Source organism: Sphingopyxis sp. MWB1 (genome assembly GCF_000763945.1).
In the GTDB taxonomy this organism is placed as follows: domain Bacteria; phylum Pseudomonadota; class Alphaproteobacteria; order Sphingomonadales; family Sphingomonadaceae; genus Sphingopyxis.
This window is the reverse complement of the sequence record NZ_JQFJ01000002.1, coordinates 600,268-612,472: the sequence shown is the minus strand read 5'-3', so window position 1 is coordinate 612,472 and position 12,205 is coordinate 600,268. Positions and strand designations below refer to the sequence as shown.

The window sequence follows — 12,205 nt, the reverse complement described above, 5'->3', positions numbered from 1 at the left end:
CAATCCGGAAAATGGTGGACGCACTAGGGCTCGAACCTAGGACCCGCTGATTAAGAGTCAGCTGCTCTACCAACTGAGCTATGCGTCCACTGCCATGTTTCGGGCATTCGCCGCAGCGGGAGGATGGCCTCTTTGCTGCAAAGCGAGCGGCCCGCTATCATGGTGCTTTGCCCTTGGCAATGGGCTTTGCCCATTTTGCCGAAATTTTTTGCCTAGTAAAAACGCCGCGTCCCGGTTTTGCTGTCATTCTCGATGGCGAGAATGACGCCGATGCAGATCATGATGGTCAGCATCGACGACCCGCCGTGCGAAAAGAGGGGCAGGGGAATGCCGACCACGGGAGCGAGGCCCATCACCATCATCAGGTTGATCGCGATATAGAAGAAGATCGTCATGGTCAGCCCGGCAGCGGTCAATTGCCCAAAGCGAGTGCGGGCATTCAGGGCAACACGCGTCGACCAGCGCAACAGCAGGAAAAAGCCAAAGAGTAACGCGAAACCGCCGATCAGCCCCCATTCCTCGGCCATGGTGGCAAAGATGAAGTCGGTATGCCCCTCCGGAAGATAATCAAGGTGGCTTTGCGACCCGTTGAGAAAGCCCTTGCCGGTCAGTCCGCCGGACCCGATGGCAATTTTTGACTGGCTGATATGATAGCCCGCGCCCAAGGGGTCGCTTTCGGGGTCGAGGAAGATCAGCACGCGGCGCTGCTGATAATCATGCAGCATCGAAAAAAGCAGGGGGAGCGCTGCTGCCCCCGCCACCGCTGCGCTGCCAAACCACCAGAAAGGCAGACCGGCGGCGAACATCACCACCACGCCGCTTGCACAAATGGCGAGCGCGGTGCCCAGATCGGGCTGCAGCATGACGAGTCCCGCCGGAATGCCGATCAGAATTAGCGCGGGCCATAGGGCGGTCCAGTTTCGCGTTTCGCCGGGGGGAAGCTGCGCATAAAAACGCGCAAGGGCCAGCACGATCGCGACCTTCATCAGCTCCGACGGCTGAAGGGTCATGAAGCCGAGGTTGAGCCAACGCTGGCTCCCCCCGCCGACAAAGCCCAGTGCTTCCACCGCCACAAGCAATACTGCGACGCCCAGATAGCCGAGATAGGAGAAATCCTCGAACAGCTTCAGCGAGAAGCGCCCGATGACCAGCGCCATGCTCAGAAAAATGGTAAAGCGCAGCGCCTGCTGCCCCGCCCAGGGCGACCAGCTTCCCCCGGCCACCGAATAAAGCACAAGCACGCTAAAGCCGGTGATGGCGGTCAGCAGCGCGATTAATTTCCAAGGGATGCGCTGGATGGCGGGCGGGACGGGGATCATGCGTCGCTGTCCTCACCGTCTTTTGCGCTCTCATCGCTTTGCGCCGCGCCGCTCGCTGCCGCTTTCCACGCGGCATAGTCGCGGTCCATCCGTTCCTTGATCGTGCCGCCCCAGCCCGATTCCAGCCGCTCCAGCTCGGCCATCGCCTTTTCGCGATCATAAAGGAAGGTGAAGATATCTTTCGCCACCGGCGCGGCGGCGCGCGAACCGCCCATGCCATGTTCGATCACGACCGACGCGGCATAGCGCGGATTTTCCACCGGCGCGAAACAGACGAACAGGCCATGGTCGCGATATTTCCACGCCCCGCTTTGCCCCCGTGATCCCGAGGCAAGGCCGCGCACCTGCGCGGTGCCGGTCTTGCCGCCCATGGTGATGCCGTCGAGCGGCAGGCGGCTGCGTACCGCGGTGCCCGCGCCATTGACCACCGCATCCATACCCGCGCGCGCAATCTCCAGCGCTTCGGGGCGCAGGGGCAGGGGATTATTGTCGAACTTGCGGTTGATCAGTCGCGGATAGAGCGAGCGCCCCGACGCCATGCGCGCGGTCATCACCGCAAGCTGGAGCGGGTTGGCGAGCACATAACCCTGGCCGATGACAGCGTTGAGCGAATCCGACGCCGTCCAGCGCTGATCATATTTGCGCATTTTCCACGCGCTGTCGGGAATGGTGCCATAGCGCTGGTTGCTGCCGGCGAGCTGATATTCCTCGCCCAGCCCCAGCAGGCGCGCGGTGGGTGCGATGGCGTCATAGCCCAGCCGGTCGGCGAGCCAGTAGAAATAGCTGTTACAGCTTTTCATGATCGCCGTTTTCATGTCGATGCTGCCATGCACGCCGAGACAGCGGAAGAAGCGGTTGCCCAGCCGATAGCCGCCGATGCAGGTATGCCGCTCGCTGGGATCGACGCCATGCTCGACCGCTGCGATGGCGGCCATGGGCTTCAGCGTCGATCCGGGGGGATAGAGGCCGCGCGTCGCCTTGTTGATCAGCGGCTGGTGATCGTCCTCGCGCAGCCAGGCATATTCATTGGTGCTGATCCCGTCCGAAAAGCTGTTGGGATCGAAACTGGGCATGGAGACAAAGGCAAGGATATCGCCCGTCAGGCAGTCGATCACAATCGCCGCACCCGATTCGCGTCCCATGCGGCGCGCGGTAAATTCCTGCAAATCGGCGTCGATGGTCAGATGCACCGTCTTGCCCTGAATATCGGGCTGGCTGCTGAGTTCGCGCACCACCTTGCCGCGCGCGGTGACCTCCACCCGCTGCGCGCCGGGTTTGCCCTGCAGCATCGGCTGGAAATATTTCTCCAGCCCGTCCTTGCCGATCTTGAAGCCGGGGGTGATGTAAAGCGGGTCCTTGGCTTCCTTATATTCCTCGGCATTCGGCGTGCCGACATAGCCGATCAGATGGCCGACCGCGGCGCCGGTTGGATAATTGCGCGCGAAACCGCGCTGCGGCGCGACCCCCGGCAGATCGGGCAGGCGGACGAGGACCGAGGCGTAATCGGCCTCTGACAAATCCTCCTTGATCACCACGGGCTGAAAGCCGGACGCCTGCTTGATGTCGCGGTTGATCCGTTCCATCGCATCGCCATCAAGCCGCAGCAGCGTGCGGAGCTGGCCCAGCACCAGATCCTTTTTCTGCAAACGGTCGGGGATAACGTCGATCCGCAGCGATACGCGGTTGTTCGCCAGCGCCTTGCCCTTGCGGTCGACGATCCAGCCGCGACGCGGCGGGATCAGTGTCAGGTTGACGCGGTTGCTTTCGGATTGCAGCACATAACGATCATTGTCGATGATCGAAATATAGGCCATGCGCGCGGCCAGCGCGCCGCCCACGACCATTTGCGCCCCGCCGACCAGCAGCGTGCGGCGCGTGAAGGTAATCCCCCTCCAGGCTTCGGTGATTGGCGGGCCTTTGCGCTGCATCATCTGTCTATCGGCGCTTCAGACGGAAATTGTCAAACCCCCCGGTCATTCGCATGATCAGCGGAACAAGCAGCGCAGAGATGATAATCTGCGGTCCGATCAAGATGATCATCCGCCCGATCCCCGCACCCGGATGGGCAATCAGGGCGCCGACCGTCTGGACAAGCGCGATCAACGCGGCGGCGATGGCCCAGTCATGAAAAAAGCCCCGCCAATAGATCCGCTCCGACGAATAATGGATGGCCAGACTGGCCAGGGTCCATAATCCGACGGCTGATCCGATGGGCTGTCCGCTGAACAGATCGTCCCACAGACCAAGCGGCAGGCCGATCCACACTGGCCACATCTCGGTCCGCAGCAATTGCCAGCACAGAAAGAAAATCAGGCCCAGGGGAGGGACCACCGGCGAACTGGCGATGATCGGCAGCATGAGCGGCAGCGATGAAGCGATCATCACACTCAATATGGGGACCAGCCGCATCCGCCAGGGGGATGCGGGTTCGCCAAGGCGGGAGCCGACCGCGTTCATTCGCCTTCGCTCGCATCCTCGGTCGCCTGAAGCTGCGCCTCGATATGATCGGGGGTATAGGGGCGCAGCACCGACACCGCATCGACCTTGCCGGGATCGGCAAGCGGACGCGCCAATGCGCCATCATCCTGCCGCCGCACGACGATGGCGACGGGAATATTGGGGGGGTAAAGCCCGCCGGTGCCCGACGTCACCAAAATATCGCCCGGTTTAAAGGGATTATTGGCGATGTTGAGGGTGCGGATGTCCAGATTGCCATTGCCATGACCCGACGACAGCGCGGGCAGGCCATCGCGCGCGCGGCGCACCGGCACGATATTGTCGACATCGGTAAGCAGCAGCACCTGCGACGTCGTCGGCCCCGCACTCAAGATACGGCCGATCAGCCCGTCGGCGCCGCGTACCGGTTGCCCGGCCTCAATTCCCCGATTGCGCCCGATGCTCAGCAGGGCAATACGGCGGCTGCTTGTGGAGGTGGAGGTGAGGAGATAGCCATTGGCAATGGCGGTCTTGCCCGTTTCCTCCAGCTTCAACAGCGCCTTCAACTGGCGGTTTTCTTCGTGCAGTGCGCTGGTTTCGACCAGCTGGCGCCGCGTTTCGGCCAGTTCGCGGCGCAGGCGCCGGTTCTGCGAACCTGCGCGCACATAAGCGGACACGGCATCGTCGATACCCGAAATCGATCCGGTGACGGACCGGGTGACGCGCGCCACCGGCGCCGCCAGCTCCTGTGCCGCGACGCGCAATTGGGCAAAGCCGATCGGATCGGCGACCGACAATATGGCAAGCAACAGCCCGGCGGCCGCACCGGTCACGGCAATGACATAGGCCGCGAACAGGCTGTATTGAGCCTTTCGGGATTGCCCCGGACGTCGATGTGCCGGGCGAACCATGGTTCAAAAACCCTCGATCAAGCTTGCTGCAATACGCCGCGGAAGGCGGGGTCTTCCATCGCCCGCCCGGTGCCGATGGCAACGCAGGTCAGCGGATCGTCGGCGACGGTGACGGGCAGGCCCGTCGCATCGCGCAGCAGCTCGTCCAGTTCGGCGATCAGCGCGCCGCCGCCGGTCAGGACAATGCCCTGATCGACAATGTCGGCGGCAAGTTCGGGCGCCGTATTTTCCAGCGCGATGCGAACGCCTTCGACAATCGTGCCGATGGGCTCAGACAAAGCTTCGGCGATTTGCGCCTGGTTGATCGAAATTTCCTTGGGCACGCCATTGACCAGGTCGCGGCCCTTGATGTGGATCGTCATGCCGCTGCCGTCGGCGGGGACGCGGGCAATGCCGAAATCCTTCTTGATCCGCTCGGCTGTCGATTCGCCGATCAGCAGATTATGGTGTCGGCGGACATAGGAAACGATCGCTTCGTCCATCTTGTCGCCGCCGGCGCGAACCGACGTCGTATAGGCCAGGCCGCGCAGGCTCAGGACCGCAACCTCGGTGGTGCCGCCGCCAATATCGACGACCATCGACCCGATGGGTTCGGTGACCGGCATGTCGGCGCCAATCGCCGCCGCCATGGGTTCCTCGATCAGCCACACTTCGCTCGCGCCCGCGTTCGACGCGGCATCGCGGATCGCGCGGCGTTCGACGCTGGTGGAGCCAGAGGGGACGCAGATCACAATCTCGGGGCTACGAAAGGCATTGGGCTTGCCGCCATGCACCTTGGTGATGAAATGCTTGATCATCTGTTCGGCGACGTCGATGTCGGCGATGACACCGTCGCGCAGCGGACGAATGGCTTCGATGCTGTCGGGGGTCTTGCCCATCATCAGCTTGGCGTCGTCGCCGACCGCCTTCACGCGCTTGATGCCGTTCAGCGTTTCGACCGCCACGACCGAGGGTTCATTCAGGACGATGCCCTTGCCGCGCACATAAACAACGGTGTTCGCGGTGCCGAGGTCAATCGCCATGTCTTGCGAGTTGAATTTAAGCCAGCGGGAAAAGAAGGACATCCGGTATAGTTCCTGTCTTCGGCAGCGTGGCCGCTCAAAGGGATCGGCCCCACCGTTTTTACATGATCTTCGGTCCCCGTCGCCTTTTGAACCAAATCTGTAAAGAAAATCCGACGCTGCCAATTGGAAGGAACGGATGAAAAAGATTGGTCGCGCGGTGGGTCGCGATTTTCGTCCGACTGCGCTAGGACAGCGCCCATGTCAATACGCCGCCTGCCGGAAACGCTCGTAAATCGGATTGCAGCCGGTGAAGTGGTCGAAAGACCTGCCGCCGCGCTCAAGGAACTGGTTGAAAACGCCATTGATGCGGGGGCGACTCGCATCTCGGTGCGAATCGCCGAGGGCGGCATCGGCCTGCTGGAGGTGGAGGATGACGGCTGCGGAATGACCGCCGCTGAAATGGCGCTCGCACTCGAACGCCACGCCACCTCCAAATTGCCCGACGAGGCGATTGACGCCGTCACCACCCTTGGCTTTCGCGGCGAAGCGCTGCCGTCCATCGCCAGCGTCGCCCATCTGACGCTCGAAAGCCGGACGGCGGACGGCGACGGCTGGCGCCGCATCATCGACAATGGCGCGCTTGCGGGCGAAGGTCCCGCGGCGCTGGCCAAGGGCACCCGCGTGCGCGTCGAACATTTGTTCGCGCGCATCCCCGCGCGGCGCAAATTTCTTCGCAGCGCGCGCAGCGAATATGCCGCCTGCCTCGATGTCGTGCGGCGCCTCGCCATGTCGCGCCCCGATGTGGGGTTCAGCGTCGAACATGACGGGCGCCGCGTCCTCGATGTGCAGGGCGGGCAGGACCGGCTCGCCCGTGTCGCTGCACTCACCAGCCGCGAGCTTGCCGCGAACAGCATCGGCGTCGATCTCGACCGGGGGGAGGTGCATCTGGGCGGGGTGATCAGCCTGCCGACCTACAATCGCGGCATTGCCGATCATCAATATCTGTTCGTCAATGGCCGCCCGGTAAAGGACCGGCTGCTCGTCGGCGCGCTGCGCGGGGCTTATGCCGACCTGCTCGCGCGCGACCGGCACCCGGTCGTCGCCCTCTTCCTCGACCTGCCGACGCAGGAGGTCGATGTGAACGTCCACCCCGCCAAGACCGAGGTGCGCTTTCGCGATCCGCAGCTTGTTCGCGGCATGATCGTCGGCGGGCTGCGCCGCGCGCTTGACGAGCATGGCTTTCGGAGCGTTCAGCGCCCGGCAGAGGCAGCGCTCGCCGCGTGGCAGCAGGAGCCGGTCGCTCCGGCGGCGCCCGCCACCGGCTCGCTGTTCGGCGGCGGCAGCGGCGCTGCCTGGGCGGCGCCCGCGCCGGGTGCAGGAGCCGGAACACTCCCCGCACCACCGCCGCCGAACACCGCCTATGTCTATGACCGGCAAACGCCTTTCGCCCCCGCGCCGCTCGCGGGCCGCGCCGAAGTGGCCGAGGCCGAAGCCCCCGCGGCAGAGGCGCATCCGCTCGGCATCGCGCGCGGGCAGATCGCCAAAACCTATATTGTCGCCGAAGCCGAGGATGGCCTCGTCATCGTCGATCAGCACGCCGCGCACGAACGGTTGGTGCTCGAACAATTAAGGTGCGGCATGGCGGGCCAGCCGGTCGCCGCGCAGGGCTTGCTCATGCCCGAAGTCGTCGAGCTGGACGAACCCGCCTGCGACCGGCTGGAGGCCGCGGCACCGCAGCTCGCCGCGCTTGGCGTCGAACTCGAACGCTTCGGCCCCGCCGCCGTCATGGTGCGCGCGACCCCCGCCATGCTCGGCAATATCGACTGCCGCAAGCTGGTCACCGACATCGCCGACGACCTCGCCGGCTATGACGCCGCGCTGGGGCTTGCCGAGAAAATAGAACTCGTCGCCGCCACCATGGCCTGCCACGGATCGGTCCGCGCCGGACGCACGCTCAACGTCCCCGAAATGAACGCGCTCCTCCGACAGATGGAGATCACCCCCCATTCGGGCCAGTGCAACCACGGCCGCCCCACCTGGGTGAAGCTCGCCATGGACGATGTGGAGAAATTATTCGGGCGGAAATAGGGGGGGCAGAGGCGGCCCGCCAACCCCCTTCGTCATCCCGGACTTGATCCGGGATCCACGACTGCAGAGCGCTCAGCTTTCGGCAACCGCCACCATGTAACGGCGCATGTGCGGCATGAAATCCATCTTGCCGACGTTCAGCCCCGCATGGCGCAGCAGGGCATAGGCCATCGTCACGTGAAAATAGAAATTGGGCAGGATCCAGTCGCGGATATCTTCCTTCGCCGACATGAGGAAACGCACGCCATTGGGAAGCGTCAGATCGACCTCGGCATCCCCTGCTACCCAATCCGCCGGATCGGCCGCGTCCAGATACGCGCGAACGGCGGCGATCCGCTCCCTTATCTCGCGCAGTGAACCATAACTGTTTTCCTCGAGCGGCAGCGTCTGTCCCCCGACCTGATTCAGCGCGAGCAAAATCTGGTTGAGCGCCACGCGAAACTGCAATTCCAGCGGAAACATATCCTCGGTCAGCTTGACCGCGAGCACATCATCGCTCAGCCCGGCCTCCATGGCCTTGCCGACCAGATGGTCGAGCGTGCCGAGCATATCGCCAAAGCTTGTCCGGGTGGAATGGGCGTAACGCATCGCGGGCCTTTCGCAGCGGAAGGAATGCGAACGCTAATCGCTGGAGCGCGCTGGTCAATATTTATGGGAGGGCGCGTGCCTCTTTTCGCGCGCCCAAGCCTCTTCTTCGTGCCTTCGTATGAGACTGAACCAGCCCAGCCACAGCGGCAGAAGAACGCCTCAGCGCCCCTCCACCAACACCCCCGCTGCATCACTCGCCAGGGGCCTCACCCCCAGCAAGTGCGCGAGCAACGGATAGACTTCGACATTGTCGATCGTCCCCACATCGCCTTTCAGCCGCGTGCCATAGGCGATGAACAGCCCCAGCATATCGGGGTCGCGATTGTCATAGCCATGGGCGCCGCCCGCAACCGGCCACTCGGGCTCGCCCGCCAGGATCGTCCAGCCGGGTTCGGCGATGCAGATGATCGCCGCGACGCGGGGGTTTTTGCCATAATGAAGATGTTCGGGCAGCTCCTCGCGCCGGTAACAGTCCATATGCTCATGCGGTTTCAACAGCGCCTCGGCGACACGCGCATCGGTCGCGGCGGCGGGTTCGATCGCGGCATAGGGACCGGTTTCGACCGGGATAAAGCTGTCGAGGTCGATCAGGTCGGCAAGCTGGATCACCCGGCTGGCATCGACCGCGCGCATCCCGTGATCGGCGGTAACGATGATCCGCACCGGCTGCTCCATCGCGGCAAGCCCGCTGAGCAAATCGCCGATCCGCGCGTCCACCTCGGCAAGGGCGGCATTCACCTCCGCGCTGTCGGGACCGAAACGATGCCCCTGCGTATCGACCGTGTCGAAATAAAGGGTGATGAAGGCGGGGCGAATATCGGCCGGACGCCGCACCCAGTCGAGCACGGCATTGACCCGCTGCGCGTTGGGAATGCGCTGGTCAAACCGCATCCAGTCCGACGGCAGCGTGCCATGGATCGCGACCTCGCTTCCCGGCCAGAACATCGTTGCCGTCCGCACCCCCGCTTTTTCGGCGGTCACCCAGATCGGCTCGGCCTCATCCCACCAGAATGGGTCGAGCGCCTGCTTGGCATTGCCCAGGCTGAACTTTACCTCCGGGCGGCGCGGGTCGATCATCGAATTGCCGACAATGCCGTTGCGGTCGGGCCGCTTGCCGGTGACGATCGTATAATGATTGGGAAAAGTCTTGGTGGGAAAGGAAGGGCGCAGCTTGCCGCGCGCGCCTTCGGCCGCCAGCCGCGACAAATTGGGGGTGATCTCCCGGTCGAGATAATCGGTGCGAAAACCGTCGATGGAAATCAGCAGGGTGAGGGGCTTGCGCGCCTCTTCCGCTGCATGAAGGGAGGACAGGGGCGCAAGCGTCGCAGCGAGCAGAATAATCAGAAAACGTGCCATATCGCGCCGCGCTATGGCCCAAAAGTGACAGCAATGCGACTCCCCTCCCGCAAGCGGGAGGGGCGCGGGTGGGCCGGCGTCGCAGTCGACCCCGCCCTACGCCATCCGGATTGCCTTCTCGCCCCGCGCCACCACGCCCGTCGCGCGGCGCGACAAATTATTCACCGGCGTCGTCACCTTGTCGACGACCATATAATGCGTCTGCCACGCCTCTCGATTAACCTCGCACACCAGATATCCGCGCTGGTCATTGGCGAATTTCACTTCGGGGTTGCGCGCCAGAAACTGGTCGGTGCCCGCGCGCTGGTCGCTGCCATCGCCGCCGCTCGACATCGATGTGGCGACAAATTCGGCGCCGACCACCTTGTCCTTGTGGACGAGGTCGCCGCAGAAATTCTGATGCTCGTCGCCCGTCAGCACGACGACATTCTCCAGCCCCGCCATGCGCGACAGCATCCGTTCGCGCGGCGCTTCATATCCCGCCCAGCTATCCAGATTGACGATCTTTTCCGGCTCATCGGGCCGCCGCCGCCGGTCGAGCGACATCATCGTCACCTGCTGCGCCAGCGTATTCCATGTCGCCCCGCCGCGGTTCAAATTGCGCACCAGCCATTCCTCCTGCGCCTTGCCCAGCACCTGTGCCTCTTTGGCAAAGACTTCGGGGCAGGGGGTTTTGAACCCGTCGCCGCACGGCTGGTCATCGCGGTACTGGCGCGTATCGAGCAATTGCATGGCGAGCAAATCGCCGACGCGAAATTCGCGGTTCAGCGCGACCATCCCGCCGCGCGGCAACAGCGCGCGGCGCACCGGCATATGCTCATACCAGGCCTGCATCGCCGCCGCTTTCTTCATCAGGAAAACATCGCTTGGCGCGGCATCGGGGTCATTGCCGTCGAGCCCCAGCTTCCAGTTGGCGACGTCCGACACCCAGTCGTTGACCACCTCATGGTCGTCAAAGCTCGACAGGAACACTTGCGCCGAACGCGCCGCCTGCAAATCGACATCGCCCAGTTGCTGGGCATAGGCGCGGCGGAAATCGTCAATATCGTTCAGCGCGCGGTGGGCATGGCGGCGCACCGGCTTGGTCGGAAGCCCGCCGTCGAACAGATAATCCTGCTGATATTCATAAATGAAGTCGCCATAATGATAGACAAAGGCCAGATCCTCGCGCGCCAGATGGCGAAAGGCGCCGAAATAGCCCGATTCAAAATGATGGCATCCGCACACGCCGAATTTCACGGCATCGACCCGCGCGCCGGGGGCGGGCAGGGTGCGGGCGCGCCCGCGCAGGCTGCGCTCGCCAGCAGCGGTAAAGCGGTAATAATAGGGGCGATCGGGCTTCAGCCCCGCCACCTCGACATGGACGCTGTGCGACAATTCGGGCCGGGCGAGCGCCGTGCCCTTGGCCACCACGTCGCGAAAGCCGCCATCGCTCGCCACCTCCCACTCGACCGCAACATTGGCGGGCGGCATGCCGCCATGGCGCGCCATCGGCTCGGGCGCCAGCCGCGTCCAGATGACGAAGCCGTCGCTCGCCGGATCGCCTGACGCCACCCCCAGTTGAAAGGGATAGTCGCGCAAAATCCCCTGCGCCCGCACGATGGCAGGTGCGGCCAGCCCTGTGGCGGCGGCGCTGGCAATAAAAAGGCGGCGGTTAAGCATGGCTGGGCTCCGGGGAGGGGGACGAATCACCCGCCCTCGATAGCCCAGCCCGGCGTAACTGCAATGACCGCTAGATCAGGCCGCGCAGCATCCAGACCGCCATAGCAATCATCGCCAGATTCTCGGTGAGTGAGATAAAGCCCAGCGGCACCTTGCTGCTGCCCCCGACACAGGCGCATTTCAGCTCGCGCTTGTCGATATACACCGCCTTGAACACCGATACCGCGCCAATGATGCCGATGAACAGCGCAACCGGGATCGACAGCCAGGGGAGGGCATGGGCGGTCATCAATATCCCCGCCAGTCCTTCGGCAAAGGGATAGACATAGCCATAGGGAACCCAGCGCTTGGCGAGCAGGTCATAGTTCAGGAACATCGTCGCAAAAGTGTCGACATCCTGCAATTTGAGCAGCGCGAGCACCACCATGCTGAACGAGATGAACCATTCGGCCGCCCGCAAGGTAAAGGGGTCGCCAAAGGCCGAATAGCTGGTCGCCAGCGCCATCAGCGCGGTCATCACGAACAGCGCGATCACCGGGCGATAGCTGGTGGCACCGGGGTCGCGCACCTTCAGTCCGAAATGACGGCGCAGATCGTCATAACCGCCGATCCGCTCGCCGCCGATAAAGGTCTGCGGCGTCGTCTTCACATCATGCTTGGCCTTGAAGGCATCGGTTTCGGCGCGCGTCGTCAGCCAGCGGTCATCGATCTTATAGCCTTTCTTGCCCAGCAGATATTTGGCTTTCAGGCCATAGGGGCAGACATGCCCCGGCATGACCATACGATAAAGCGTTGCTTCTTTTGTCATCACATATTGCCTCTGTTGATCCTGAACCCCATA

10 protein-coding genes and 1 tRNA gene are annotated in these 12,205 nt (G+C 63.5%); 1 reads left to right on the top strand and 10 read right to left on the bottom strand.

The annotated features are described in order from the left end of the window. Positions 1–12: 12 nt before the first annotated feature. From JV18_RS0103780 to JV18_RS0103755, 6 genes are all read right to left on the bottom strand, one after another. A tRNA-Lys gene (locus JV18_RS0103780) sits at positions 13–88 on the bottom strand. A gap of 124 nt (positions 89–212) precedes the next feature. Continuing rightward, positions 213–1,319 carry a rod shape-determining protein RodA gene (rodA, locus tag JV18_RS0103775; RefSeq protein WP_033073469.1) on the bottom strand — a complete coding sequence of 369 codons (1,107 nt, stop codon included), beginning with the start codon at positions 1,317–1,319 and terminating at the stop codon, positions 213–215. Then, entirely contained in the window at positions 1,316–3,250 is a 1,935-nt protein-coding gene (mrdA, locus tag JV18_RS0103770) for a penicillin-binding protein 2 (protein ID WP_052071713.1), read from the bottom strand. The genes rodA and mrdA overlap by 4 nt, the downstream gene beginning before the upstream one ends. A 4-nt stretch (positions 3,251–3,254) precedes the next feature. Further along, a complete protein-coding gene (locus tag JV18_RS0103765) occupies positions 3,255–3,776 on the bottom strand; it encodes a hypothetical protein (protein WP_033073468.1) in 522 nt (173 codons plus the stop codon). Beyond that, the gene (gene mreC, locus JV18_RS0103760; RefSeq protein WP_052071712.1) at positions 3,773–4,666 is read right to left on the bottom strand and encodes a rod shape-determining protein MreC; all 894 of its coding nucleotides are present in this window, start codon (positions 4,664–4,666) and stop codon (positions 3,773–3,775) included. The genes JV18_RS0103765 and mreC overlap by 4 nt, the downstream gene beginning before the upstream one ends. Before the next feature lie 17 nt (positions 4,667–4,683). Beyond that, positions 4,684–5,730, bottom strand: a complete 1,047-nt coding sequence (locus JV18_RS0103755; RefSeq protein ID WP_033073467.1) for a rod shape-determining protein — start codon at positions 5,728–5,730, stop codon at positions 4,684–4,686. A 198-nt stretch (positions 5,731–5,928) separates the two neighbouring features. On the opposite strand from JV18_RS0103755, the gene mutL reads away from it, so the two are divergent. Then, positions 5,929–7,758, top strand: a complete 1,830-nt coding sequence (mutL, locus tag JV18_RS0103750; RefSeq protein WP_033073466.1) for a DNA mismatch repair endonuclease MutL — start codon at positions 5,929–5,931, stop codon at positions 7,756–7,758. A gap of 72 nt (positions 7,759–7,830) precedes the next feature. On the opposite strand, the gene JV18_RS0103745 is transcribed toward mutL, so the two are convergent. The 4 genes from JV18_RS0103745 to JV18_RS0103730 form a co-directional block, all read right to left on the bottom strand. After that, positions 7,831–8,346 carry a DUF1993 domain-containing protein gene (locus JV18_RS0103745; protein WP_033073465.1) on the bottom strand — a complete coding sequence of 172 codons (516 nt, stop codon included), beginning with the start codon at positions 8,344–8,346 and terminating at the stop codon, positions 7,831–7,833. Between the two features lie 159 nt (positions 8,347–8,505). Next, positions 8,506–9,702, bottom strand: a complete 1,197-nt coding sequence (locus JV18_RS0103740; RefSeq protein ID WP_033073464.1) for an alkaline phosphatase family protein — start codon at positions 9,700–9,702, stop codon at positions 8,506–8,508. Between the two features lie 96 nt (positions 9,703–9,798). Continuing rightward, complete coding sequence (locus JV18_RS0103735; RefSeq protein WP_033073463.1) at positions 9,799–11,364, bottom strand: alkaline phosphatase D family protein; 1,566 nt, start codon at positions 11,362–11,364, stop codon at positions 9,799–9,801. Positions 11,365–11,434: 70 nt separating this feature from the next. Beyond that, a complete protein-coding gene (locus JV18_RS0103730; RefSeq protein ID WP_033073462.1) occupies positions 11,435–12,172 on the bottom strand; it encodes a MauE/DoxX family redox-associated membrane protein in 738 nt (245 codons plus the stop codon). Positions 12,173–12,205: the final 33 nt, after the last annotated feature.